The organism is Sphingomonas xanthus (genome assembly GCF_007998985.1).
Taxonomy (GTDB): Bacteria; Pseudomonadota; Alphaproteobacteria; order Sphingomonadales; family Sphingomonadaceae; genus Sphingomicrobium; species Sphingomicrobium xanthum.
Genome location: NZ_CP041659.1, coordinates 446,556 through 469,039, shown reverse-complemented (window position 1 = coordinate 469,039; position 22,484 = coordinate 446,556). Strand labels below are relative to the sequence as shown.

Here is a 22,484-nt window from a genome sequence, read left to right as displayed (position 1 = left end):
CTATGACCCTCCCGATGACGATTCTTGACCGCGATTCAGCCTGGACGGCGATCGAAAGCCACCCGGCGACCAGCCTCGCCGAGCTGTTCAAGGCCGATGGCGAGCGGGTGGCGCGCTATTCGCGCGATGTCGCGACGATTCATTTCGACTGGTCGAAGACCCATCTCGACGATACCCTGAGCGCGGCCTTCGAGGCGCTGGTCGATGCCGCTGGCTATCTACAGGCGCGCGACGCGCTGTTCGCCGGCGAGGTGGTCAACGCCTCGGAAGGGCGGCCCGCCACCCATGTCGCCGAACGCGGGCAGGGCAGCGCAACTGACAATCGTCTCGCCGCCGAACGCCACCAGCGGATGCGCAGCCTGGTCGACGCGATCGAAGGCGGCGCTTTCGGCGAGATCGAATCCATCCTCCACATCGGCATCGGCGGATCTGCGCTGGGTCCGGATCTTGTGATCGATTCGCTCGGCCGTGACAGCGACCGGTTCGACGTGCGCGTCCTCAGCAATATCGACGGCGAAGCCTTCGACCAGGCGACGTGGGGTCTCGACCCGGGATCGACGCTGGTCGTTGCGGTCAGCAAGACTTTCACCACCACCGAAACGCTCGCCAACCTCGACGCCGCGCTAGAATGGTTGCGCGATGCCGGGGTCGCCGATCCCTACGGCCAGGTGATCGCGGTCACCGCCGCGCCCGAAAAGGCGGTCGCCTTCGGGATCGACGAGACGCGGATCCTGCCGTTTGGCGAGGGCGTGGGCGGACGCTATTCCTTATGGTCGTCGGTCGGCCTGTCGGTCGCGCTGGCGCTCGGTTGGGGCGCGTTTGAGGAACTGCTCGAGGGCGCGGCGGAAATGGACCGCCATGTGAAGCTCAGCCATGGCTTGGCCAATGTCGCGCTGCTCGCCGCCTGCGCCGACCTTACCTACACCCAGCGGTTCGGGGCCCAGAGCCGGGCGGTGTTCGCCTATGACGAGCGGCTGCGGCTGCTGCCCGATTATCTCCAACAGCTGGAAATGGAATCGAACGGCAAGGCGGCCACCGCCGACGGCAAGCCGCTGGGACGACGGTCAGCACCGGTGACCTGGGGCGGCGTCGGCACCGATGCCCAGCATGCCGTGTTTCAGTTGCTTCACCAGGGCACCAGCACGGTCCCGGTAGAATTCGTTGCAGTTATCGAAAATGAGGACAGCCTCGATCCGCGCCATCACCAGATGCTGCTCGGCAATTGCTTTGCGCAGGGCGCGGCGCTGATGGCCGGCCAGGGCGATGACGATCCGGCGCGCGCCTATCCCGGCGACCGGCCTTCGGCGACGGTCCTGCTGACCCGGCTCGACCCGCGCGCGCTCGGCGCGCTGCTCGCTTTTTACGAACACCGCACCTTTGCCAACGCGGTGCTTCTGGGGATCAACCCGTTCGACCAGTTCGGGGTCGAGCTGGGCAAGCAGATCGCCCGCAAGCTGGACGATGCGGAAGGGCGCGCAAGCCTCGACGCGTCGACCCGCGATCTTATCGAAAGGGCCGGCCTGTGAGCGATTTTGACCTGTTCGTGATAGGCGCCGGATCCGGCGGTGTGCGCGCGGCGCGGATCGCCGCGGCCCATGGGGCGAAGGTGGCGATCGCCGAAGAACATAAGGTCGGCGGCACCTGCGTCATCCGCGGCTGCGTGCCCAAGAAGCTGCTCGTTTACGGCGCCCATTTCGCCGAGGATCTGAACGACGCCGCGATGTTCGGCTGGGATGTACCCGGATGCACCTTCAACTGGCCGGTGCTGCGCGACAACGTGCTTGCCGAAGTGTCCCGGCTGGAGGGGCTCTATACCCAAACGCTCGGGAATCATAAGGTCGAAATCTTCCACGAACGGGCCGTGATCGCCGGGCCGAACGCGGTCCGCTTGGCGTCCGGCCGGACGGTCAGCGCGGGCAAGATCCTGATCGCTACCGGGGCGCGGCCGTTCATGCCGCCGATCGAGGGGATCGACCATGCGATCAGCTCGAACGAGGTGTTCCATCTCGACGATCTGCCCCGGCGGATCGTGATCGCCGGCGGCGGCTACATCGCCAATGAATTCGCTGGCATCTTCCGCCAGTTCGGAAGCCATGTGACGCTGGTCAACCGGTCCGACACGATCCTGCGCGGCTATGACGAGCAGATGCGCGACCGGCTGCTGCAGATTTCGATGACCAAGGGTATCGAGTTTCGCTTCAATAGCAGCTTCACCAGGATCGAACCGCGCGATGATGGCGGGCTCCACCTGACGATGGATGGCTGCGACGATATCGATGCCGACGCGGTCCTATTCGCAACCGGGCGGGTGCCCAATGTCGAGGGGCTGGGGCTTGAGGAAGCCGGAGTCGCGCTAGGCGAGCGCGGACAGATCAAGGTCGACGCGCAAAGCCGAACCAGCGTTCCGTCGATTTTCGCGGTCGGCGACGTCACCGACCGGGTCCAGCTGACCCCGGTGGCGATCCGCGAGGGCCATGCCTTCGCCGACAGCCAGTTCGGCGACAAGCCCTGGACGGTGAATTACGACTGCATCCCCAATGCTGTCTTCTCCCACCCGCCGATCGCCGGGGTGGGGATGACCGAAAGCGAGGCCCGCAACCGGCTCGGCCAGGTTCGCACCTACACCAGCGACTTCCGGCCGATGAAGAATGTGCTGGCAGGACGCAACGAACGATCCCTCTACAAGCTGGTGGTCGACGCCGCGACCGATCGGGTCGTGGGAATCCACATGATCGGCCCGGACGCGCCGGAAATCCTGCAAGCCGCGGCGATCGCCGTGAAGGCCGGCCTCAGCAAGGCCGACTTCGACGCGACGGTCGCGCTTCACCCGACGATGTCCGAAGAACTGGTGTTGATGCGCTGATGCATGACGCACTGATCATCGGCGCCGGGCATAACGGCATGACCTGCGCCCATTACCTCGCCAAACGCGGGCTTAAGGTCGCGGTCCTCGAAGCCTCGGACAAGGTCGGCGGCGCGGCTGTCACCGACGAATTCCACCCCGGCTTTCGCAACAGCGCAGCAAGCTACACGGTCTCGCTGCTGCAGCCGAAGGTCATTCGCGACATGGCGCTTGAACGGCATGGGCTGAAAGTCGTGCTGCGCAAGAAGGATAATTTCCTGCCCGGCGCGGACGGCCATTATCTGCTCACCGGGCGCGACGGGCTGACCCGGTCTGCGATCGCGGGCCGCGTCCCCGCCGACGGCGCGGCCTATGACCGCTACCACCAGGCACTCGATACGGTGGTCCCGCTGATCCGCAAATGGCTGCTCAAGGCCCCGCCCGAAGCAGGCGCGGGGCTTCGTGGCCTGCCGCAACTGGCCAGCCTCGGCCGGGACCTGATCGGCCTGTCGACCGACGAAGTGCGAACCGTCCACGAATTTGCGACCAAGAGCGCGGGGGACATCCTCGACCGCTTTTTCGAAGGCGAACTGACCAAGGCGCTGTTCGCCTTCGATGGCATCGTCGGCAATTTCGCGTCGCCCTACACGCCGGGCACGGCTTATGTCCTGCTCCATCACCTGTTCGGCGAGGCCGCGGGGGTGCCGGGCGCCTGGGGCCATGCTATCGGTGGCATGGGGGCGATCACCCAGGCGATGGCCGCCGCCTGCCGCGAGGCCGGCGTGGATATCGTTCTCAATGCCCCGGTGAGCGAGATCATCGTCGATAAGGACCGCGCCGCCGGGCTGGTGGCTGGCGCGAAGAGCTGGCGGGCTCCGATCGTCGTCGCCGGGGTCAATCCCAAGCTATTGTTCGACCGGCTGGTCCCGGCAGGCGCGGTTAGCCGGCAGGTCGAGGAACATTTCGCCCATTGGGGCTGCGAAAGCGCGACTTTCCGGATGAACGTCGCGCTCGACAAGCTGCCCAGTTTCACCGTGCTCCCTGGCCGGGGCGATCATCTTACCGCGGGCATCATCATGGCCCCGTCGATGGCCTATATGGATCGGGCCCATGCCGACGCGGCGCTCAACGGCTGGTCATCGCAGCCGGTGATTGAGATGCTGATCCCCTCGACGTTGGATCCCGGACTTGCCCCCAAGGGCAAGCATGTCGCCTCGCTGTTCTGCCAGCATTTCCGTTACAAGCTTCCAGGCGGTCGGTCGTGGGACAAGGAGCGCGAGGCCGCCGCCGACGCGATCATCGCCACCGTCGATGGTCATGCGCCCGGTTTCGCAAAGTCGGTCATCGCCCGGCAGATCCATTCGCCGCTCGACCTTGAACGGCGTTTCGGCCTGATCGGCGGCGATATTTTTCACGGCAAGATGGGCCTCGACCAGCTGTTCAGTGCCCGGCCGATGATCGGCGCCGCCGATTATCGCATGCCGCTTGCCGGCCTCTACCTATGCGGGTCGGGCGCGCATCCCGGCGGCGGAGTGACCGGCGCGCCGGGCCATAATGCCGCGCAGGCGATCCTTGCGGACCGCGGCCTGTTCGGGCGGCGCGGGGCGTGAGCCGGCCGCTCAGCGGGGTCCGGGTCATCGACCTCAGCCGGGTGCTGGCCGGACCTTGGGCGACCCAGTTGCTCGCCGATCTTGGCGCGGAGGTGATCAAGGTCGAACAGCCCGGGGCAGGGGACGACACCCGCCATTGGGGCCCGCCCTGGCTCGAGCATGAAGGGGAAAAGGTCGCCGCCTATTTTCTCGCCGCCAATCGCGGCAAACGCTCGGTGGCGATCGACATCGCCAGCGTGGACGGCGCGGCGCTGGTCCGCAGCATGGCCGCCGGCGCCGATGTGCTGGTCGAAAATTTCAAGGTCGGCGGACTTGCCAGATATGGGCTGGACTCGGCTTCGCTGCGCGCCGCCAATCCGCGCCTGATCTATGCCTCGATCACTGGTTTTGGCCAGGATGGCCCCGCGGCGTCGCGGGCCGGCTACGATTATATCATCCAGGGCATGGGCGGGCTGATGAGCCTTACCGGCATCCCCGACGGGGAGCCGGGCGGCGGGCCGATGAAGGTCGGCGTCGCGGTCGCCGACCTGTTCACCGGAATGTATGCCGCCAACGCCATCCTCGCCGCCCTTTATCGGCGGGAGCAGACGGGCGGAGGGGCGACGATCGACCTTGCCCTGTTCGACACGCAGCTGGCGATGCTTGCCAACCAGGCGTCCAATGCGCTGGTCAGCGGGCGTGATCCGCAGCGGCTAGGCGCGGGTCATCCCAACATCGTCCCCTATCAGCCCTTTGCGGCGTCCGACCAGCCGATCATCATTGCCGTCGGCAACGATCGCCAGTTCCGCCGCCTCGCCAAAATCCTCGGCCATGCCGAGTGGGCCGACGACCCCGCTTACGCGACCAATGCGGCGCGGGTCGGGGCGCGCGCGGCGCTGGTGCCGATGATCGCGAAGATCATCGCGACCCGGCCTGCCGCCGACTGGCTAGAACGGCTGGAGAGCGCGGGGATTCCCGCCGGGCCGATCAACAGCATCAGCCAGGCGCTGGCCGATCCGCAGGCGGTGCATCGCGGTGCGCGCCTCGCGCTTGGCGGCGGCGCGCTTGGCGAGGTGCCGATGGTCGGATCGCCGATCCGCATCGATTCCCGTCGCGCGGACGCGGCGCTTCCTCCGCCTGCGCTAGGCGAACATGGCGACTTGCTGCGCGAATGGCTGGACGAAGCCACCCTTCGGGACTTCAGGGAACGCGGGATCGTCGGCTAGTCGAGCGTCTTCTCGTTATAGCGGGTCTGGATGAAACGGCCCTGGGTTTCGAACGCTGCCAGGTCGTTGCGTGCCAGTGCCTGGCCGATATCGGCGAGCGCGGTCCTGCCTGCCGCCAAGGCCTCGACAAGCCGTTGATCGACCGTTGCCCCTTCGCCGTCCTGCTGGCCGCGAAAGTCGTTCGGGACATGGAGGTAACGGTCGATGAGGTTCGGCAAATGGACCGACATCAGCCGCCGTGCGTCCTGCGCCTGCGGATCGAGGTCGGGCACCCGCTCAAGCGTCTGGCGAAGCGCCGGTAGCTGAGCGGAAAGCCGGTCCAGTTCGGCCTGCGCCGGGGCCGGTAGGCCGCGGCGGGCGCGGAAAAGGTAACTATCGAAGCGCTGTACCATCTGCCCGTTGGGCAGGTCGGGGGCGACGTTGGGGGCGGCGATCTCACGCCCCCCCGTGAACAGCAGGAGTGCCGCGACACCGATCGCCAACCCGACCGCGGCGAGGAACCCGAACATGCCGATCGGCGTGATGAGGCCGACGCCGATCGTGGCGAGGCTGATCACCCCGACGGCGAGCCCGACCTTGGTCGCTGTCCTGCCAAGGCCGGCATTGAGCCGGGCGCGCTCCCGCCGGGCGGCGTCGCGAACGGACCCGTCGCGCTCGTCGAGGCGCGCGAAGACGGCGTTGGCGTGATCGATTCTCTGGGTAACCTTGTCGGGGATCATTGGCTCTCAATCGGGGTGAAGGGGGAGGCGGCATTTTCCAGCTTGCCCTGGGCGACGCCTTCGGCACGGGCGATATAGCCCTTCGACTTTTCGACCTCGTTCCCAAGCGTGTCGACGGTCTGCTTCATATTGGCGAGCGCGGCGAGCTTGAACTGGTCGATCTGGTCCATCGTATCGTAGATGTTCTGGAAGGCGCGCTGCAGCGTTTCCAGCGGAATGGTCGACGAGGCCGCCTGTTCATGGATCGCGCCGGTCTGGGTGCGCAGCATCTCGCCGGTGGTGTCGATCATGTTGGCGGTGGTGGTGTTGAGCGCGCCGATCTGTTCCAGGACCAGTTTCTGATTGGTCAGCGCCTGGGCGACGGTAACCGCGGTGCGCAGCGCCGCGACGGTGGTGGTCGAGGCGCGGTCGACACCCTTCACTAGCTCGACATTGTTCTTCTTCACGAGGTCGAGGGCGAGATAGCCCTGCACCGTCACCGCCATCTGGGTCAGCAGGTCGGTGGTCCGCTGGCGCGTGTAGAACAGCGCGCTTTCGCGGATCGCCTTGGCCTTGGCCGGCTCGGTCGCGTCGAGCTCGTTGGCCTTGTCCTCAAGCTTCTTGTCGAGCGCCTTGGAGATGTGGATCATCTGCTCCAGCCGGTGCATCGTTTTCCACAGATTGGCCCGTTCGGTATCGATCGCGGCATTGTCCATCAGCAGCTCGTCCTTGCCATTGGCAAGCCGCGACAGGATCGCCGAGATATGAGTCTGGCTGCTGCGATATTTGTCAAAATAATGGTTCACCCGTTTGCCGAAGGGGATGATCCCCAGGAACTTGCGGGTCGAAAAGGCCTTGCTGTTCTCCTTGGGGTCGAGGTCCTCGACCGTGCGGCGAAGCTCGGTCAGGTCGGCGCCGATCCCGGTATCGCTGTCGATCGCCTTGACCGGCCGGTCGAGGAAGCGGTTCGACGCGCCGGCCGCCTCGGCGATTTCCTTGCGGCCCATCGCCGTCAGCTGGTCGACCTTCTTGCCGAAATCGGGGCTGTTCGAGTCCAGCGCCGCAAGCTCGTCGACAAACTTGGCGACCTTCTGGTCCAGCTCGCTCGTCTCCTCGCTCTTGAGCGGGACGAGACCCGCCGCTTCCTGCACGGCGATGGGCTGGAGCGCTTCGGGCGGCTCCAGCTTGATCTTGGTTGCCGTCGCAGTGGCGGTCGCACCCTTAGCGTCGCTGGCCATTCGTCAATCCTCCATGCCCTCGGCTGTCCCGCAAAGGGTGAACGGCTCACCATCTGCGCGCAAGGGGTCTTAACTGTATTATAGGTGTAAGACGCGGGGCTTCAAGCGGTCATGGTGAACGGCGCTTAACCACTCCTCGGAACGCTTTGCTTACCCTGTGGTGGCAAATGGGGGGGAGATTCCGGGAATAGGGCAACTGGGAAACCGATATGCAGAATCCGTTCAAGCGGCTTTGGGACTCGGAAAAAGGCAGCACGATCATCATCGCTGCGGCAACGCTGCCGCTGGTGGTCGGTGCATCCGGTCTTGCAACCGACACCATCCAATGGGCCTTGTGGAAGCGCCAGTTGCAGCGCGCGGCGGATTCGGCGGCGATCGCCGGGGTCTATACGCGCACCAAGAACGACAATGAGACTGCAGTCCGCTCCGCAGTCGATACCGACATTTCGCTGAACCACCATACCGGCATCGCGCTGCTCGCCGCGCCGACCGTCGCCCTGCTCGCCAACAGCGGCGACATGCGCGAACGGGTCCAGGTTGGTCTGCAGATCCGCAAGGCGCTTCCGTTCAGCGCGATGTTCATGACGGCGGCGCCGATTATCCGCGCCAACGCGATCGCGGCGAGCGTCCCCGGCACCGACGAATATTGCGTCATCACGCTGGAGCCGAGTGCGAGCAAGACCGGTATCACCGTTGGCGGCAATACGTCGATCAGCATGAATTGCGGAATGATCAGCAATTCCCCTTCGGCCAACTCTGCGCTGTCCAACGGCAACAGTTCGTCGGTGACCGCATCCGTGATCGCAGCAGTCGGCGCGGTGCAGGCGTCGTCACAATGGAATGTCGCCAAATATGACCCCTATACGACGCCGGTGAAGGATCCTTATGAATCGGTCAATCCGACCGCTTCGGAAATGTCGGGATGTCCCGCCAATCCGCCGTCCGCGTCCGACAGCACGTCGGTACCTTCCGGGGCGGCGACGCTCTGCTATTCCTCGATCAACGTGGGATCCAACCGGACCTGGGACCTGGGGTCAAACAAGACGATCTACGTCACGGGGCACAACAAGAATACCGCCGGCGACGTCACCGTGCAGGGGACATTGAACTGCACCAACTGCACCATTGTTCTGACCAACAAGGACATGGCGAGCGATGCCAAGATCGGCACTTTCGACATGCAGGCGCAGGGCAAGATGAATATTTCCGCGCCGAGCGACGCGTCGAACAAATATCGCGGGATCGCGGTGTTCCAGGACCGGCGGGCCGTCGACGCCAGTGGCTCCGGCAGCCCCAATAAGTTCAATGGCGGTGGCAGCCAGATTATCCAGGGGGCGCTGTACTTCCCCAACCAGTCGGTGACCTATAACGGATCAGGAACGGCGACCGCGGTCTGCACCCGCTTCGTCAGCCGCCGGATCATCTTCACCGGCAACAGCGCGGCCACCAACTATTTCGAAAAGGGCAGCAACTGCGGCATTTTCGGCAATGACGGCATCAGCGGCGGACGCCGAGTCCGGCTGGTGGCATGATGAAGCGCCTGGTCCATCGGCTGGCAGGTTCGGCGCGGGGCACCGCGACGATCGAACTTGCGTTGTTCCTGCCGATCTTGATGACGATGCTGATCGGGGTGGTCGACTTTACCACCGCGTTCAACCGCAAGCTGCAGATGGAACAGGCCGTCCAGCGTTCGATCGAGCGCGTGATGCAGACCACCACCGACCAGACCGTCGAAGAGAATATCAAGGCTGAGGCAGCCGCTGCGGCGGGCATTCCAACCTCCGCGGTGACGGTCAGCTACACGCTGACCTGCGACGGCGTGGCCACGGCATATGAAACCGATTGCGCGCCCGGCGAAAACGAGGTGCGCTACGTCAATGTCCGCGCCGTCACGACCTTCACGCCGATGTTGCCCCTGGAACGCATCGGCATCGCCAAGGACAATTTCCAAATCACGGTTGAAACAGGGCTTCGCACCGCATGACCCGGCCTAACCTCCTGCAGAATGACCGGGGCGCGGCCGTCATCGAGATGGCCTTCGCACTGCCGATCCTGATCCTGTTCATCTGGATGATGGTCCAACTGGGCTTGGTGTTCCGCGCCTCGTCGGGCATCCAGCATGCGCTTGGTGAAGGCGCACGCACAGCGACGGTCTGGAGCCCGTCAGGGGCCGATCCCGCATCGATCAAGACCAAGGTCGAAGAATCGGTTTACGGTATCGGTCCCGGCACCTTCACTGTGCCGACGCCGACCCGGGGTACCGACTGCGACAACCGTTGCCTCGACGTGACCGTTCAATATAGCCAGGCCACCGACCTCCTGTTCTTCCCTGGACCGACCATCAACGTGTCGCACAGCAAGCGGGTCTGGACCGCGGGTAACTAGGCTTTCGCACGAGCCGCAAAGAAAGCGGCGATCGCCTGCTTGACCTCGTCGGACTGCAGTCGCGCGGCGAAATGACTGTTTTCCAGTTCCATCCGCTCCAGGATTTCGGCAGTCGCCTCGCGCCGCAGCAGCGCCTGCGTCTGACGCAGCGATTCGGGCGGCTTGGCTAGCAGCCTGCCGACCAGCGTATCGCAGGCGGCGCGCAACTGCCCCTTGGGCACGACATGGCTGGCAACCCCCATCTCCAGCGCATCGCTCGGCCCGAACGGATCGCCAAGCAGGATATGGCGCGCGGCGCGGCGGCGCCCGGACAGGCGCGGCATGATCAGCGAGCTTGCCGCTTCCGGCACCAGGCCGAGGTCGACAAACGGCATCACCATCCGGCAGCCCTCCTCGGCAAGAACGAAATCGCAGTGGAACAACATGGTCGTGCCGATCCCGACCGCATTGCCATGGACGGCGGCGACCAGTGGAACTGGGTTTCGCGCCAGCGCGCGCAGAAGGCGCCAGACCGAGATGTCCTCGCCCGAACCCGGATCGGGCATCGCCTGAAGGAAATCGCCAAGGTCGTTGCCAGCGGTGAAATCCTCGCCCTCACCGGCAAGGGTGATGACCCGGACTTGCGGGTCGTCGCTTGCATCTTCGATGGCGTCGGCAAGCGCGGCATACATCGCGACGGTGATCGCGTTGCGCCGTTCGGGCCGGGCCAGACGGATCGCCAGCAGCCCGTCCTTGCGCTCGATTTTCACATGCTCGCTCATCGCCTCGCCTTTCGAATCGGGTGACCTTTGTGGCCGCAGCCGCTAGGCACAGGCAAATTTCCCCATAGCCGTAGGGACAGCATTGCCATGAAATTCTTCGCCGACACCGCAGAGATCGCCGACATCCAGGAGCTGCACGATACCGGGCTCCTCGATGGCGTCACCACCAATCCGTCGCTGATCAAGAAATCGGGCCGCGATTTCATGGAAGTGGTGAAGGAAATAACCGCTATCTGCCCCGGTCCGGTGTCGGCCGAAGTCGTCGCGCTAGATCATGACGGGATGATGCGCGAAGCCGAAACGCTGCGGAAGATCGCCGACAACATCGCGATCAAGGTTCCCTTGACGATTGACGGCCTCAAAACGTGCAAGGCGCTGACCGGCGACGGGACGATGGTCAACGTCACGCTGTGCTTTTCGGCCAACCAGGCGCTGCTCGCGGCCAAGGCCGGCGCGACCTTCATTTCGCCCTTCGTTGGCCGGCACGACGATGTCGGCTATCCGGGCATCGAACTGATCGCCGACATCCGCATGATCTACGACAATTATGATTTCGCCACGCAAATCCTGGTCGCCAGCGTGCGCAACCCGATTCACATCCATGATTCGGCGAAGCTTGGCGCCGACGTGATGACCGCGCCGCCGTCGGTCATCAAACAATTGTTCAAGCACCCGCTGACCGACAATGGCATCGCCGCCTTCCTGAAGGATTGGGAAGCCACCGGCCAGCGCATCTGAGCAGCAAAAAACCGCGCAATTGGGAGGAATGTTAACCTTGCCGCGCTAGGCGGTGCGGCATGGCCAAGGTCATTTCCTTCGAAGAGCGTGCCGTCGCCCGCCTGCGCGACCGGCTGGGCGCCGCCGAAAGCGCCAATGAAGATCTGGTCGCCTTCGCGCGCGGCCATTCCGGCGCGACCACCGCAATCCACCGCGCCGCGCTGGCGCTGATGGACGCGGAAGGGATCGACGGCCTGTTTCGTGCAGTGACCCGAGATTGGCCTGTGCTGCTCGGCCTCGACCATGCCGTTTTGGTGCTGGTCGCCGACGGCCGGGGCTTTCGGGTCGAGGCGGGGCATGTCGGGACGGTCGAACCTAGGATCGTCGACCGGGCGATCGCGCGCCTGGACGCGGTGACGATGCGCACCGTCGATTGCGGCCATCCGCTGTTCGGCGCCGGTGCGCGGGACATCCGTTCCGAAGCGCTGATCCTGCTGGAGGCGGAGGCACCGCTGCCCTACGGGCTGCTGTTGCTGGGCCAGCAACAGTCGACCAGCCTGGACAATCGGCACGGTGCGCAATTGCTGGGATTCCTTGGCGCGAGCCTCGGCGCTATGCTGCGCCGGTGTCTGACCCAAAGCTAGACGTTCCCGACCATCCCGCCCGTGCCCTCGCAGCGCGCTGGTCGGGCCATCTTGCCCATGATCGGAGGCGAAGCCCGCACACGGTGCGCGCCTATGTCGCCACGGCGCATCGGCTGATCCAGTTCCTCGGCCGTCACCTTGGCGAGGAAATCGGCCGCTTCACGCTGCTCAACCTCCACGCCGTGGACCTGCGCGCCTTCCTCGCCGACCGGCGGGCGGAAGGTCTTGGCGCATCGTCGGCGGCGCGCGAGATGTCTGCAGTCAGGGCGTTCCTCGCCTATGCCGCGCGGGAAGAGGGCAATGAGCCGCAACTGCCCCGGACCCGCGCGCCCAAGCGCCCGCGGACCCTGCCGCGTCCCGCAAGTCCGGAAGATGCGATGGCGCTTGCCGAGGACGCCGGTGAAGCGGCGCCAAGCGACTGGATCGGCGCGCGCGACATGGCGATCCTCCTCTTGCTCTATGGCGCCGGCCTTCGAGTCGCCGAGGCCATGGCGCTGACCGCCCGGGTCCTGCCGCTGGGCCAGGCGATGCGGGTCACCGGAAAGCGCGGCAAGACCCGGATCGTGCCGCTGGTCCCGGCGGTGCGGGAGGCGATCGGGGCCTATGTCGCGCTCTGTCCCTATCGGCTGGCGGGCAGCGCGCCCCTGTTCGTCGGGGCAAAGGGCGGCGCGCTCAACCCCGACCTCGTGCGCCGGGCGGTACGCGGCGCGCGCGAACGGCTTGGCCTTCCCGACAGTCTCACGCCCCACGCGCTTCGGCACAGCTTCGCAACCCATTTGCTGGCACGGGGCGCGGACCTGCGCTCGCTCCAGGAATTGCTTGGCCATGCCAGCCTGTCATCGACGCAAATCTATACCGAGGTTGACGCCGCCCGGCTGCTCGACGTCTACCGTCACGCGCATCCCCGCGCCTGAGTTCAATATTCCTCGTCGCGAAGGTCGCGGTGGGTCCACACGCGATAGACATAACCGATCGCCAGGATGACGAGGATCGCGGTCGACGCCGGACCAAGCACATCGTCGACCTGGGTATAATTCTCGCCCAGCTTGTATCCGGCGCCGGCCAGCAGGGCGGTCCAGCCGGCGGTCCCAAGCGTCGAGGCCAGAAGGAACCCGCGAAACCGCATCTTCAACAGTCCGGCCGGGACCGACACCAAGCTGCGCACCGTCGGCAGCATCCGGCCAAGGAAGACGAAGAAGGTGCCATGGGTGGAAAACCAGCGCTCCGCCCGCTTTACTTCAGCCCAGGTCATGGTCAGCCAGCGGCCCCAGCGGTGGATGATCGGCTCAAGCCGCTGGATTCCAAGGGCGCGCGCGGCGAGATACCAGAGGATATTGCCAAGCATCGCCCCGGCGGTCCCGGCCGCGACCACCCCGGCATAACTAAGCTTGCCCTGGCCCGCCGCGACCCCGGCGATCGACATGATCACCTCGCTCGGGATCGGCGGGAAAACCGTTTCCAGCAGCATCAGGAAGCCGATTCCCAGATAGCCGGACTGCTCGATCAGATCGACGATCCAATCGGTCATCGCGCCGCCACCCGGGCTTCGATCGCGTCCCAGATGCGCCCCGGCGTGTCGGTGCCGTTGAAGCGGTCGATGGCCACGATCCCGGTAGGAGAGGTGACGTTGATCTCGGTCATATGGCCGCCGATGACGTCAATCCCGACGAACAGCAGGCCGCGTGCCTTGAGCTCGGGTCCGATCGCCGCGCAAATCTCGCGTTCGCGGTCGGTCAGCTCGGCCATTTCCGCCGACCCTCCGGCCGCCAGGTTGGACCGGAATTCCCCCTGCTTGGGCCTGCGGTTGATTGCGCCCGCGAATTCGCCATCGACCAGCACGATCCGCTTGTCGCCCTCGGCGACCGCTGGAAGGAAGGCCTGGGCAATGAACGGCTCTTTCCAGATCGTCCCGAACAATTCGGCGAGGGCTGCCAAATTGGTTCCCGTGCGGTCAATCCGGAATACGCCTTCGCCGGCCTTGCCGTGAAGCGGCTTGACTACGATCTCGCCGTGCTGTGCATGGAATTGGCGGATTTCGTCGAGGCTGCGGCTTATCATCGTCGGCGGCATGAATTGCGCAAAGTCGAGTACGAACAATTTCTCCGGCGCGTCGCGCACCGAGCGCGGGTCGTTGACTACCACCGTCTCGCGCGCGACCCGTTCCAGCAGATACGTGGCGGTAATATATCCGATGTCGAACGGCGGGTCCTGGCGCATTAGCACCACGTCGGCTTCGCTTCCCAGGTCGATCGTGACGGGTTCGCCGACACGGAAGTGGCTACCGTCGACTTGTTGAACCGTCACCGGCCGCGCCCGCGCGCGGACCCGGCCGTCCTCATAGCTCAGGTCCCCGGCCAGATAGTGGAACAGCCGGTGCCCGCGTTCCTGGGCCTTGAGCATCAGCGCGAAGGTCGAATCCCCGGCAATGCCGATCGATTCCAGGGGGTCCATCTGCACGGCAACGGTCAGGGTCATCAGCGCCGCCTAGGCCAAGGCGCGGGGCTTGTCACCCGTGCCACACATTCACGACGTGACGCGGCAAACGGCCCGGGACGATGAACAGCGCGTCGATGCGGATGTCGTCGCCGTCGCGGGCGTAGCGCGCCGCAATCCGTTCGGCCGCACCGCCACCCGGCGCGACCGTTGGCGGTCGAGCGCCTGGGCCAGCTCTCCGCGCTCGCCCGCTGTTTCACTTCGACGAAAGCCAAGGTGCGGCGGCGGCGGACGATGAGGTCGACTTCTTCCCGGGAACCCGCGCCCGAGCCGCAAGGATTCGCCAGCTGCACAGGCGCAGCCTTCAGGCGGCCAGCCATTCCGCCCATCGCCCTCACGCCTCGGCCATCCGGCGGTTCAGTCGCCGCGCCCGAGTTCGAGGGCGCGGGCGTAGGCGCGCTTTCGAGGAATGCCGAGGCTGGCGGCGACATCGGCGGCAGCGCGCGACGGGCTCATCGACACCAGCGCCGCGCCCAGCGCCGCGTCCAACTCCGCGTCGCTTGCGGCGACTCGCTCGGGCGGCGGACCCACAGTGATGACGATTTCGCCCTTGGGCGGCGCATCGCGATATTTTTCTGCGAGTCCGGCCAGCATTCCGCTGACCGTTTCTTCGTGAAGCTTGCTGATTTCGCGGATCACCGCCGCGGGCCGATCGCCGAGCCCGGCGGCGAGGGCGGCCAAGCTTTCGCCCAACCTCGGCCCGCTTTCATAAAGGACCAGCGTTGCCCGCACGGCGGCGATTTCGGCGATGGCATCGGCGCGCGCCTTGGCCTTGGCCGGGAGGAAGCCGAGGAACAGGAAACGGTCGGTCGGAAGGCCGCACAGCGTCAGTGCGGCGATCACCGCCGAAGGGCCAGGTAGGGTGAAGACCGCAAGGCCCATCGTTCGCGCGGCGCGCACCAGCTTGTAGCCCGGGTCGCTGATCAGCGGCGTCCCGGCGTCCGACACCAACGCCACCGCCTTGGTCGCAAGGTCGGCGATCAGCCGGCTGCGCAGTGCCTCGTCGCTATGGTCGTGATAGGCCATCATCGGCGCGGTCGCGCCAAGGTGGGCAAGCAATTTGGCGGTCACCCGCTTGTCTTCGGCAAGGATCAGGTCGGCCCGGCGCAGCGTGTCGGCAGCACGAGCGCTGATGTCGCCGAGATTGCCGATCGGCGTGGCAACGATGTACAGGCCGGGGGGAAGAAACTGATCCATCGGGAAGAATTGGCATGGCATTGAAACCAACCCTTCGGCAAGCGCGGCGCGCATTTCTGATCGGGATGGCCGGTGCCATCGTCGTGCTGGGGGGGTGCCAGACCGGGCCGCGCGGCCCGCTTCCGGGGCCCGCCGAGCCGCCGCGCCTGCCCGTCGAACAGGCCGCAAACCAGGTGGCGGTCATCGTGCCCTTGACCGGGGAGGATGGACCGGTCGGGACATCGATTTCGAACGCGGCCAGGCTGGCGCTTGCCGATACCGGCGAAAAGTCGATCCGGATCAACGTTTATGACAGCACCATTCCCGGCGGCGCGGCCGCCGCGGCGTCGCGTGCGATCGCCGAGGGCAACCGGCTGATCCTGGGTCCCTTGCTGGCCGAGGATGTGCGCGCCGCGGCTCCGGTGGCGCGGCGCGCGGGCGTACCCATCATCAGCTTTTCCAACGATGAGAACGTCGCCGGCAACGGCGTCTTCATCATGGGCATGACCCCCGACCAGTCGATTGGCCGGATCGTCGCCTATGCCCGTGGCCGCGGCATCACCAGCTATGCGGCGCTGGTCCCGACCGGAGTCTATGGCCGGCGCGCCGCGCAGGCGCTGCTCAACGCGGTGCGCAAGGCCGGCGGCCGGGTGGTGGCCATGGAAAACTACAACCGCTCGTCCGCTGGTGTTGCGGCCGCTGCCCAGCGTCTCAACGCGCGGGGCGATTTCGGCGCGGTCCTGATCGGCGACAGCGGACAAATGGCGGCACTGGCAGCGCCGGCGATCAAGGTCGGCCCGCGCCGGCTGGGAACCGAACTATGGGCCACGGACCGCACGATCGGCCGCACCGTGGCTCTGCGCGGCGCCTGGTATGCGGCGGCCCCCAATGCCCGATTTGACCAGCTTGTGACCCGCTATCGCGCCCGCTACGGCCGCACGCCTTATCGCCTTGCAAGCCTTGGCTATGACGCGGCGCTGCTGGCCGTGCGCAGCGCGCGCGACTGGCCGGTGGGCCGGCCGTTCCCGGCGGCCCGGCTGATCGCCCGCGATGGCTTTGGCGGGGTCGATGGCGCATTTCGCTTCGGGCGTGACGGGGTCGCCGAAAGACTGCTCGAAGTCCGGCAGGTCAGCGCCACCGGATCGAGTATATTGGTTCCGGCGCCGCCAAGCTTCTAGGCGGCAATTTCCGCCAGGATAGAATCGAGCAGCAGCCGGCCCGCGGGGGTCGTGCGCAGCCGCGTCCCCTCGCGCTGCAGCAGGCCATGTCCCGCCAGCCGGTCGACCGCGGCGTCGTCGACGATCCGCTCGACCCCCAGCCGCCTGGCCAGCGCCCCGGGATCGATCCCTTCGGCAAGCCTGAGGCCCATCACCAGCGCCTCGTCGGCGGCCTCGCGCGGCAGGAGCAATTCTTCCTCGACGAGGCCGTGGCCGTTGCGCGCCACCGCCGACAGGAAATTCTCCGGCTTGCGATGGCGCACGGTACGCATCCCCGATCGCCGCCCATGCGCCCCCGGACCAACCCCGGCATAGTCGCGGTAGCGCCAGTAGCTGAGGTTATGCCGGCTCTCCGCGCCCCGCCGGGCATGATTGGAAATTTCATAAGGGGGGAGGCCGGCCGCGGTCGTCCGCGCCTGGGTCAGTTCGAACAGGCAAGCCGAACGGTCTGTGTCGAGCGGCGCGAATTCATGGCGGGCGACCATCGTGGCAAAGCGCGTCCCCGGCTCGATCGTCAGCTGGTAAAGCGACAGATGCTCGGTGCCGAGTGCAAGCGCGCGGTCGAGGTCGCGGGCCCAGCCTTCCTCGCTATCGCCGGGCAGCGCATAGATGAGGTCGAAACTGACCCGCGGCACCGCTTCCTGCGCTATTGCCACCGCGGCAAGCCCTTCGGCGGCGCCATGCGCCCGGCCTAGGAAGGCAAGGGCGCGATCGTCGAAGCTCTGCAGGCCCAGGCTGATTCGGTTGACCCCGGCGGCGCCAAGTTCATGGAAGCGGGCCGCCTCGACGCTGTTGGGATTGGCCTCCAGCGTCACTTCAAGATCGTCGGCAGTGCTCCAGTGGCGCTGCGCGGCCTCGATGATCGCCCCGGCGGTGGCCGGCTCCATCAGCGAAGGCGTGCCGCCGCCGAAAAAGATCGAGGCCAGCTGCCGTCCCGGAAGAAGCGCGGCTTCATGCGCAAGGTCAGCGAGAAGCGCATCGCGCCAGGCCTGCTGGTCAACGGAGGCACGGACATGGCTGTTGAAATCGCAATAGGGACATTTGCTGACGCAAAATGGCCAGTGGACGTATAGCGCCAGCGGAACGTCCGTTTGGGCGGCGTTCAGCCGCGGCTGTGTAGCGATGGCGGCCATGATGCGTGCGCTCCTTACGGGTCTTGCCCTGATTGTTCCAGCCGCCGCCCCGGGCGAGCAATTCCGGCCGACGATCCAGCGCGAATCGGTGCCTTGGGTTGACCCCCGCCCGGCGCCGCGCGGCGAGCGGCTGCTGATCAGCGCGATGCTCGACGGCCATAACAGCGCGCGGGCGAGCTATGGCGTCGCGGCGCTGAGCTGGGATCCGGCGCTGGCGCGCTCGGCCATGGTCTATGCCAGGCGGCTCGCCGCTAGCGGGCGGTTCGAGCATGACCCGGCCAACCGCGGCCCGGCCCCGCAGGGCGAAAATCTGTTCATGGGCACGCGCGCCGCCTACAGCTATGCGGAGATGGTTGGCGGCTGGGTGAACGAAAGGCGCCATTACCGCCCCGGCCCGGTCCCGACCAACAGCCGCACCGGCGATTTTTCAGCGGTCGGCCATTATACGCAGATCATCTGGCCAACGACCCAGCGGGTTGGCTGCGCCACGGCGTCGAGCCGCAGCCATGACTATCTCGTCTGCCGTTACTGGCCGGCGGGCAATGTCGTCGGGACAAGGCTTCGCTGATCTTAACCACGGCGCCAAGCCGCCTGTTAACCGTGGCTGGCGCAGGGTTGGGGCATGCTGCGCGCTATCGCCCTATGCCTTGCGTCGCTCGCCGTTCCGGCGGCGTCCGCGACCCTTCCCAGTCCCAACTGGCCGGCGCCCGCCGACCGCGGGCCGATGCTGCTGAAGGCGACTGTGCTCAGCCTGCATAATCTTGCGCGGCGCGATTTCGGGGTGGCGCCGCTGCAGTGGAGCGAGGAATTGGCGGCCGGGGCGATGGCCCATGCCGACTATATGGCGCGCACCGGGATCTATGGCCATGACAAGACGCCCGGACGGCGCAAGACGGCAGGCGAAAACCTGTGGCGCGGGCCGCGCGGGGTCTTTTCCTACGACGTGATGGTCCAGGTGATGGTCGACGAACAGAAATTGTTCCGGCCGGGCGCCTTTCCTGACAACAGCCGCAGCGGCAATTGGGAAGCGGTCGCCCATTATACGCAGATTGTCTGGCCGACCACGACCCATGTTGGCTGCGCCGTCGCGACGAGCGCGACGACCGACTATTTCGTCTGCCGCTATTCGCCGGCTGGAAACAAGGACGGCTTCCACCTCGCCGCGGGCCGGGACCCGCTTGCGCCGGTCGATCCGCAGGCGGGCGCGACCCAGATCGCTACGCGCCGCGACTAGGCCAGCGCGTCGATCAGCTTGCGAAACGCCTCGGCCCGATGGCTGATGGCATGTTTGTCGGCCGGCTCGATCTCGGCAAAGGTCTGGTCCATTCCCGCGGCGATGAACATCGGGTCATAGCCAAAGCCCTTGTCCCCGCGCGGCGGCCACACCAGTGTGCCGTGGACCTTGCCTTCGAAGCTTTCGATGCTGCCGTCGGGCCAGGCCAGCGACAGGGCGCACACAAAGTGCGCGTCATGGCCAGCATCGGGACCAGCGGCCTCCACCTCTTGCCAGACCCGCTCCATCGCCCGGGTAAAGTCGCGGTTGCCCGCCTCGTCCTCGGCCCAGCGGGCGGAGAAGATGCCGGGATTGCCATGCAGCGCATCGACGCTCAGGCCGCTGTCGTCGGCCAGTGCAGGGAGCCCGCTAAGATCGGCCGCCTCCCGGGCCTTTAGTTCGGCATTGTCGACGAATGTATTTCCGATCTCCTCGGGCTCGGGGAGGTTCAGCTCGGCCGCGCCGACGCACTCGATCCCGAACGGGGCGAGCAGGTCGCGGATTTCGCGAAGCTTGCCGGCATTATGGGTGGCGATGACCAGCTTGGGACCGATCGCCTTCATTGGCCGGCCGCCTTCAGCTGCGCGCGGAATATCTGGTCGCAGCCCATTCGGGCAAGCCGGAGCAGGCGAAGCAGGCTTTCCTCATCAAAGGTCGCGCCTTCGGCGGTAAGCTGGGCCTCGACGATATTGCCGTCGCCGGTAAGCACGAAATTGCCGTCCGAATGGGCGCTGCTGTCTTCGATATAATCGAGGTCGAGCACCGGGTTGCCCTCATAAATCCCGCAGCTGACCGCTGCGACCTGGCTGATGATTGGGTCGGCGGCAAGGCTTCCGGCGGCAAGCAATTTGTCGATCGCGATGCGCAGCGCCACCCAGGCGCCGGAAATTGCGGCGGTGCGGGTGCCGCCATCGGCCTGAATCACGTCGCAGTCGACGATGACCTGCCGTTCGCCAAGCTTGGTGAGGTCGACCACGGCGCGAAGCGAACGGCCGATCAGCCGCTGGATTTCTTGAGTCCGGCCCGACTGCTTGCCCTTGGCCGCCTCGCGGTTGCCGCGGGTGTGAGTGGCGCGGGGAAGCATGCCATATTCGGCGGTGACCCAGCCCTGGCCCTTGCCGCGAAGGAACGGCGGGACGCGGTCCTCGACGCTGGCGGTGACTAGCACGCGGGTGTCGCCAAAGCTGACCAGACAGCAGCCCTCGGCATGTTTGGTAAAGGCCGGTTCGAACCGAAGTTCGCGCATCTGGTCGGGCGCGCGTCCACTGGGGCGCATGCAATTCTCCTGTAAATGGTGGAGCTGCCCTAGACTGGCATCCGTTGGCTTTCAAATGGGTTCGCCCTACATCGCTGCTATGAACGAGCCGATCGGCGACCTCACTCACCGCATGCGCGACATTTTTCGGCTGGTAGTCGAAGCCTATATCGACCGCGGACAGCCGGTCGGGTCGAAGGCCATTGCTGGCGCCGTCAGCCTGTCGCCCGCCTCGATCCGGGGCGTTATGCAGGAACTGGAGGAGCGGGGACTGTTGACTCACCCGCATACGTCGGCAGGCCGAATCCCGACCGAGACGGGGCTGCGCCTTTTCGTCGACGGGATCATGCGGTCCAGCCTGCCGCCGGCGCGAGAGCGGGCGGCGATCGAATCGCAGCTTACCGACCGGCCGATCGAGGAGGCATTATCCGCGGCAACCGCCGCGCTGTCGGGCCTATCGGCCTGCGCCGGGGTAGTGCTTGCTCCCAAGAATGAACTGATGCTGCGCCAGCTGAGCTTCGTCCCGCTGGCGCCCGACCGGGCGTTGGCGGTGCTGGTCGGGATGGACGGCAATGTCGAGAACCGGGTCGTCCCGATCCCGCCCGGAACAAGTCCGCTGGCGCTGAACGAGGTTGGCAATTTCGTCAGCGCGCGGCTGGCCGGCAAGACGCTGGCCGAAGCGGTCGCCCAGCTGCGGGAGGAGATTGTTGAGCGCCGCGAGGCGATCGACGGTGCCGCGGCCGAGCTGGTCGCGCGCGGTCTTGCAGACTGGAGCGAGGACCATGCCCAGCGGCCGGTGCTGATCGTCCGTGGCCAGGCCAATCTGATCGACGAGGGCACGGCCGCGGACCTCGACCGGGTCCGCCGCCTGCTCGATGAGCTGGAAGATCGGCAGGACATTGCCCGCCTGCTCGAAAACGCCCGCGAAGGCGAAGGCTGCCGGATTTTCATCGGCAGCGAAAATCGGATGTTCGCTTTATCGGGTTCCAGCGTTATCGCCGCACCGTACCGCGGGAGCGATGGGAAAGTAGTCGGGGTGGTCGGCGTGATCGGTCCGACACGATTGAACTATGCCCGCGTCGTCCCCATGGTGGATTTCACCGCCCAAGCCCTGACGAGATATATGCGATGAACGACAAGAAAGACCTGCACGACGAAGCCGAGACCATCCGCGAGGAAACTGCCGCGGAGGCGCCGGAACTTGCCGAGCATGACCGGGTGGCGGAGCTTGAGAAGCTGCTCGAGGAGGCGAATGCCAAGGCGCTTTACGCCGCCGCCGAGACCCAGAACGTCCGCCGCCGGCTGGAATCCGAAAAGCAGCAGGCATCGACCTATGCCGCGACCGGCTTTGCCCGCGACATGCTGAGCGTGCGCGACCATCTCGACCGGGCATTGAGCCATGTGCCCGAAGCGGCGCTGGCCGACGACAAGGTCGCCAGCTTCGTCGAAGGCATCCGCTCGACCCTGCGCGAACTAGATGCGGTATTTGCCCGCCAGGGCGTCGTCCGCGTCGAATCCGTCGGCAAGCCGCTCGACCCGCACAAGCATCAGGCGATGATCGAAATCGCCACCGACAAGGCCTCGGCCGGCACGATCGTCGAGGAAATGCAGTCCGGCTACATGCTCAAGGACCGCCTGCTCCGCCCAGCGCTGGTTGGCGTGGCAAAAGAAGGCTGAGCCGGAATCGGGAGTGTTGGAAGCGACGCATTGCGCATTGACCCGCGGCATTGCGCAAAACAGCATTAGTCATCACGCCGTGCAGCCCGAAGCAGTAATCGCCTTTATGACGTAGCGGCCAATGTTGGCCTCTACCTACTTCGGCCGCCAGCGTTGGAGC

At 66.0% G+C, this 22,484-nt stretch carries 24 protein-coding genes; 15 read left to right on the top strand and 9 right to left on the bottom strand.

Features of this window, described 5'->3' with window-relative positions:
* Nucleotides 1-14: 14 nt before the first annotated feature.
* The 4 genes from pgi to FMM02_RS02265 are packed head-to-tail and all read left to right on the top strand — an operon-like array spanning nucleotide 15 to nucleotide 5,657.
* Nucleotides 15-1,526 carry a glucose-6-phosphate isomerase gene (pgi, locus tag FMM02_RS02280; RefSeq protein WP_147493351.1) on the top strand — a complete coding sequence of 504 codons (1,512 nt, stop codon included), beginning with the start codon at nucleotides 15-17 and terminating at the stop codon, nucleotides 1,524-1,526.
* The gene (gene gorA, locus FMM02_RS02275) at nucleotides 1,523-2,863 is read left to right on the top strand and encodes a glutathione-disulfide reductase (protein WP_147493350.1); all 1,341 of its coding nucleotides are present in this window, start codon (nucleotides 1,523-1,525) and stop codon (nucleotides 2,861-2,863) included. Before pgi ends, gorA begins: the two co-directional genes overlap by 4 nt.
* On the top strand, nucleotides 2,863-4,452 hold the full coding sequence (locus FMM02_RS02270) for a phytoene desaturase family protein (protein ID WP_147493349.1): 1,590 nt from the start codon (nucleotides 2,863-2,865) through the stop codon (nucleotides 4,450-4,452). The genes gorA and FMM02_RS02270 overlap by 1 nt, the downstream gene beginning before the upstream one ends.
* Nucleotides 4,449-5,657, top strand: coding sequence for a CaiB/BaiF CoA transferase family protein (locus FMM02_RS02265; protein ID WP_147493348.1), 1,209 nt, complete (start codon nucleotides 4,449-4,451; stop codon nucleotides 5,655-5,657). The genes FMM02_RS02270 and FMM02_RS02265 overlap by 4 nt, the downstream gene beginning before the upstream one ends.
* On the opposite strand, the gene FMM02_RS02260 is transcribed toward FMM02_RS02265, so the two are convergent.
* Nucleotides 5,654-6,376: a hypothetical protein gene (locus FMM02_RS02260; RefSeq protein WP_147493347.1), complete on the bottom strand. Its 723-nt coding sequence runs from the start codon at nucleotides 6,374-6,376 to the stop codon at nucleotides 5,654-5,656. The two genes, FMM02_RS02265 and FMM02_RS02260, sit on opposite strands and share 4 nt — an antisense overlap.
* Entirely contained in the window at nucleotides 6,373-7,593 is a 1,221-nt protein-coding gene (locus tag FMM02_RS02255; RefSeq protein ID WP_147493346.1) for a toxic anion resistance protein, read from the bottom strand. The genes FMM02_RS02260 and FMM02_RS02255 overlap by 4 nt, the downstream gene beginning before the upstream one ends.
* Before the next feature lie 209 nt (nucleotides 7,594-7,802).
* Here FMM02_RS02255 and FMM02_RS02250 point away from each other — a divergent pair, with 209 nt between their 5' ends.
* From FMM02_RS02250 to FMM02_RS02240, 3 genes are read left to right on the top strand one after another with little or no spacing between them, the layout of a single operon-like run.
* On the top strand, nucleotides 7,803-9,125 hold the full coding sequence (locus FMM02_RS02250; RefSeq protein WP_147493345.1) for a pilus assembly protein TadG-related protein: 1,323 nt from the start codon (nucleotides 7,803-7,805) through the stop codon (nucleotides 9,123-9,125).
* Nucleotides 9,122-9,577, top strand: a complete 456-nt coding sequence (locus FMM02_RS02245) for a TadE/TadG family type IV pilus assembly protein (protein WP_147493344.1) — start codon at nucleotides 9,122-9,124, stop codon at nucleotides 9,575-9,577. Before FMM02_RS02250 ends, FMM02_RS02245 begins: the two co-directional genes overlap by 4 nt.
* Nucleotides 9,574-9,978 carry a TadE/TadG family type IV pilus assembly protein gene (locus FMM02_RS02240; RefSeq protein ID WP_147493343.1) on the top strand — a complete coding sequence of 135 codons (405 nt, stop codon included), beginning with the start codon at nucleotides 9,574-9,576 and terminating at the stop codon, nucleotides 9,976-9,978. Before FMM02_RS02245 ends, FMM02_RS02240 begins: the two co-directional genes overlap by 4 nt.
* Here FMM02_RS02240 and FMM02_RS02235 read toward each other — a convergent pair.
* Entirely contained in the window at nucleotides 9,975-10,739 is a 765-nt protein-coding gene (locus FMM02_RS02235) for an enoyl-CoA hydratase-related protein (RefSeq protein ID WP_147493342.1), read from the bottom strand. The genes FMM02_RS02240 and FMM02_RS02235 overlap by 4 nt on opposite strands.
* An 87-nt stretch (nucleotides 10,740-10,826) precedes the next feature.
* On the opposite strand from FMM02_RS02235, the gene fsa reads away from it, so the two are divergent.
* Genes fsa through FMM02_RS02220 form a run of 3 tightly spaced genes read left to right on the top strand, consistent with a single transcriptional unit; the run spans nucleotide 10,827 to nucleotide 13,014 of the window.
* On the top strand, nucleotides 10,827-11,477 hold the full coding sequence (gene fsa / locus FMM02_RS02230) for a fructose-6-phosphate aldolase (protein ID WP_147493341.1): 651 nt from the start codon (nucleotides 10,827-10,829) through the stop codon (nucleotides 11,475-11,477).
* Nucleotides 11,478-11,536: 59 nt separating this feature from the next.
* Nucleotides 11,537-12,100 (top strand): DUF484 family protein, encoded by a 564-nt coding sequence (locus tag FMM02_RS02225; RefSeq protein ID WP_147493340.1) that lies wholly within the window; start codon nucleotides 11,537-11,539, stop codon nucleotides 12,098-12,100.
* Nucleotides 12,082-13,014, top strand: coding sequence for a tyrosine recombinase XerC (locus FMM02_RS02220; protein ID WP_147493339.1), 933 nt, complete (start codon nucleotides 12,082-12,084; stop codon nucleotides 13,012-13,014). The genes FMM02_RS02225 and FMM02_RS02220 overlap by 19 nt, the downstream gene beginning before the upstream one ends.
* 2 nt (nucleotides 13,015-13,016) lie before the next feature.
* Here FMM02_RS02220 and FMM02_RS02215 read toward each other — a convergent pair whose 3' ends face one another.
* From FMM02_RS02215 to rsmI, 3 genes are all read right to left on the bottom strand, one after another.
* Nucleotides 13,017-13,628, bottom strand: coding sequence for a DedA family protein (locus tag FMM02_RS02215; protein WP_147493338.1), 612 nt, complete (start codon nucleotides 13,626-13,628; stop codon nucleotides 13,017-13,019).
* A complete protein-coding gene (gene gshB / locus FMM02_RS02210; RefSeq protein WP_147493337.1) occupies nucleotides 13,625-14,575 on the bottom strand; it encodes a glutathione synthase in 951 nt (316 codons plus the stop codon). Before gshB ends, FMM02_RS02215 begins: the two co-directional genes overlap by 4 nt.
* 375 nt (nucleotides 14,576-14,950) lie before the next feature.
* Nucleotides 14,951-15,790, bottom strand: a complete 840-nt coding sequence (rsmI, locus tag FMM02_RS02200) for a 16S rRNA (cytidine(1402)-2'-O)-methyltransferase (protein ID WP_147493336.1) — start codon at nucleotides 15,788-15,790, stop codon at nucleotides 14,951-14,953.
* Between the two features lie 14 nt (nucleotides 15,791-15,804).
* Here rsmI and FMM02_RS02195 point away from each other — a divergent pair, with 14 nt between their 5' ends.
* Nucleotides 15,805-16,947 carry a penicillin-binding protein activator gene (locus tag FMM02_RS02195; protein ID WP_147493335.1) on the top strand — a complete coding sequence of 381 codons (1,143 nt, stop codon included), beginning with the start codon at nucleotides 15,805-15,807 and terminating at the stop codon, nucleotides 16,945-16,947.
* Here FMM02_RS02195 and hemW read toward each other — a convergent pair.
* On the bottom strand, nucleotides 16,944-18,119 hold the full coding sequence (gene hemW, locus FMM02_RS02190) for a radical SAM family heme chaperone HemW (protein ID WP_147493334.1): 1,176 nt from the start codon (nucleotides 18,117-18,119) through the stop codon (nucleotides 16,944-16,946). The two genes, FMM02_RS02195 and hemW, sit on opposite strands and share 4 nt — an antisense overlap.
* Between hemW and FMM02_RS02185 the strand changes: the two genes are divergently transcribed.
* Both FMM02_RS02185 and FMM02_RS02180 read left to right on the top strand, forming a co-directional pair.
* Complete coding sequence (locus FMM02_RS02185; RefSeq protein WP_187107816.1) at nucleotides 18,118-18,687, top strand: CAP domain-containing protein; 570 nt, start codon at nucleotides 18,118-18,120, stop codon at nucleotides 18,685-18,687. The genes hemW and FMM02_RS02185 overlap by 2 nt on opposite strands.
* Before the next feature lie 54 nt (nucleotides 18,688-18,741).
* Nucleotides 18,742-19,353, top strand: a complete 612-nt coding sequence (locus FMM02_RS02180) for a CAP domain-containing protein (protein ID WP_147493332.1) — start codon at nucleotides 18,742-18,744, stop codon at nucleotides 19,351-19,353.
* Here the strand turns inward: FMM02_RS02180 and rdgB are convergent.
* Nucleotides 19,350-19,955 (bottom strand): RdgB/HAM1 family non-canonical purine NTP pyrophosphatase, encoded by a 606-nt coding sequence (gene rdgB, locus FMM02_RS02175; protein ID WP_147493331.1) that lies wholly within the window; start codon nucleotides 19,953-19,955, stop codon nucleotides 19,350-19,352. The two genes, FMM02_RS02180 and rdgB, sit on opposite strands and share 4 nt — an antisense overlap.
* Complete coding sequence (gene rph / locus FMM02_RS02170; RefSeq protein ID WP_147493330.1) at nucleotides 19,952-20,668, bottom strand: ribonuclease PH; 717 nt, start codon at nucleotides 20,666-20,668, stop codon at nucleotides 19,952-19,954. Before rph ends, rdgB begins: the two co-directional genes overlap by 4 nt.
* 55 nt (nucleotides 20,669-20,723) lie before the next feature.
* Here rph and hrcA point away from each other — a divergent pair, with 55 nt between their 5' ends.
* Together hrcA and grpE are read left to right on the top strand one after the other, a co-directional pair.
* Nucleotides 20,724-21,779 (top strand): heat-inducible transcriptional repressor HrcA, encoded by a 1,056-nt coding sequence (gene hrcA / locus FMM02_RS02165; protein WP_425473646.1) that lies wholly within the window; start codon nucleotides 20,724-20,726, stop codon nucleotides 21,777-21,779.
* On the top strand, nucleotides 21,776-22,324 hold the full coding sequence (gene grpE / locus FMM02_RS02160; protein ID WP_147493328.1) for a nucleotide exchange factor GrpE: 549 nt from the start codon (nucleotides 21,776-21,778) through the stop codon (nucleotides 22,322-22,324). Before hrcA ends, grpE begins: the two co-directional genes overlap by 4 nt.
* Nucleotides 22,325-22,484 lie beyond the last annotated feature (160 nt).

Bases quoted from the DNA above. Each gene is read 5' to 3' on its own strand.
- pgi (WP_147493351.1), top strand. From the start codon at position 15: ATGACGATTCTTGACCGCGATTCAGCCTGGACGGCGATCGAAAGCCAC.
- FMM02_RS02270 (WP_147493349.1), top strand. From the start codon at position 2,863: ATGCATGACGCACTGATCATCGGCGCCGGGCATAACGGCATGACCTGC.
- FMM02_RS02260 (WP_147493347.1), bottom strand. From the start codon at position 6,376: ATGATCCCCGACAAGGTTACCCAGAGAATCGATCACGCCAACGCCGTC.
- FMM02_RS02255 (WP_147493346.1), bottom strand. From the start codon at position 7,593: ATGGCCAGCGACGCTAAGGGTGCGACCGCCACTGCGACGGCAACCAAG.
- FMM02_RS02250 (WP_147493345.1), top strand. From the start codon at position 7,803: ATGCAGAATCCGTTCAAGCGGCTTTGGGACTCGGAAAAAGGCAGCACG.
- FMM02_RS02245 (WP_147493344.1), top strand. From the start codon at position 9,122: ATGATGAAGCGCCTGGTCCATCGGCTGGCAGGTTCGGCGCGGGGCACC.
- FMM02_RS02240 (WP_147493343.1), top strand. From the start codon at position 9,574: ATGACCCGGCCTAACCTCCTGCAGAATGACCGGGGCGCGGCCGTCATC.
- FMM02_RS02235 (WP_147493342.1), bottom strand. From the start codon at position 10,739: ATGAGCGAGCATGTGAAAATCGAGCGCAAGGACGGGCTGCTGGCGATC.
- fsa (WP_147493341.1), top strand. From the start codon at position 10,827: ATGAAATTCTTCGCCGACACCGCAGAGATCGCCGACATCCAGGAGCTG.
- FMM02_RS02225 (WP_147493340.1), top strand. From the start codon at position 11,537: ATGGCCAAGGTCATTTCCTTCGAAGAGCGTGCCGTCGCCCGCCTGCGC.
- FMM02_RS02215 (WP_147493338.1), bottom strand. From the start codon at position 13,628: ATGACCGATTGGATCGTCGATCTGATCGAGCAGTCCGGCTATCTGGGA.
- gshB (WP_147493337.1), bottom strand. From the start codon at position 14,575: ATGACCCTGACCGTTGCCGTGCAGATGGACCCCCTGGAATCGATCGGC.
- rsmI (WP_147493336.1), bottom strand. From the start codon at position 15,790: ATGGATCAGTTTCTTCCCCCCGGCCTGTACATCGTTGCCACGCCGATC.
- FMM02_RS02195 (WP_147493335.1), top strand. From the start codon at position 15,805: ATGGCATTGAAACCAACCCTTCGGCAAGCGCGGCGCGCATTTCTGATC.
- FMM02_RS02185 (WP_187107816.1), top strand. From the start codon at position 18,118: ATGATGCGTGCGCTCCTTACGGGTCTTGCCCTGATTGTTCCAGCCGCC.
- hemW (WP_147493334.1), bottom strand. From the start codon at position 18,119: ATGGCCGCCATCGCTACACAGCCGCGGCTGAACGCCGCCCAAACGGAC.
- FMM02_RS02180 (WP_147493332.1), top strand. From the start codon at position 18,742: ATGCTGCGCGCTATCGCCCTATGCCTTGCGTCGCTCGCCGTTCCGGCG.
- rdgB (WP_147493331.1), bottom strand. From the start codon at position 19,955: ATGAAGGCGATCGGTCCCAAGCTGGTCATCGCCACCCATAATGCCGGC.
- rph (WP_147493330.1), bottom strand. From the start codon at position 20,668: ATGCGCCCCAGTGGACGCGCGCCCGACCAGATGCGCGAACTTCGGTTC.
- hrcA (WP_425473646.1), top strand. From the start codon at position 20,724: ATGGGTTCGCCCTACATCGCTGCTATGAACGAGCCGATCGGCGACCTC.
- grpE (WP_147493328.1), top strand. From the start codon at position 21,776: ATGAACGACAAGAAAGACCTGCACGACGAAGCCGAGACCATCCGCGAG.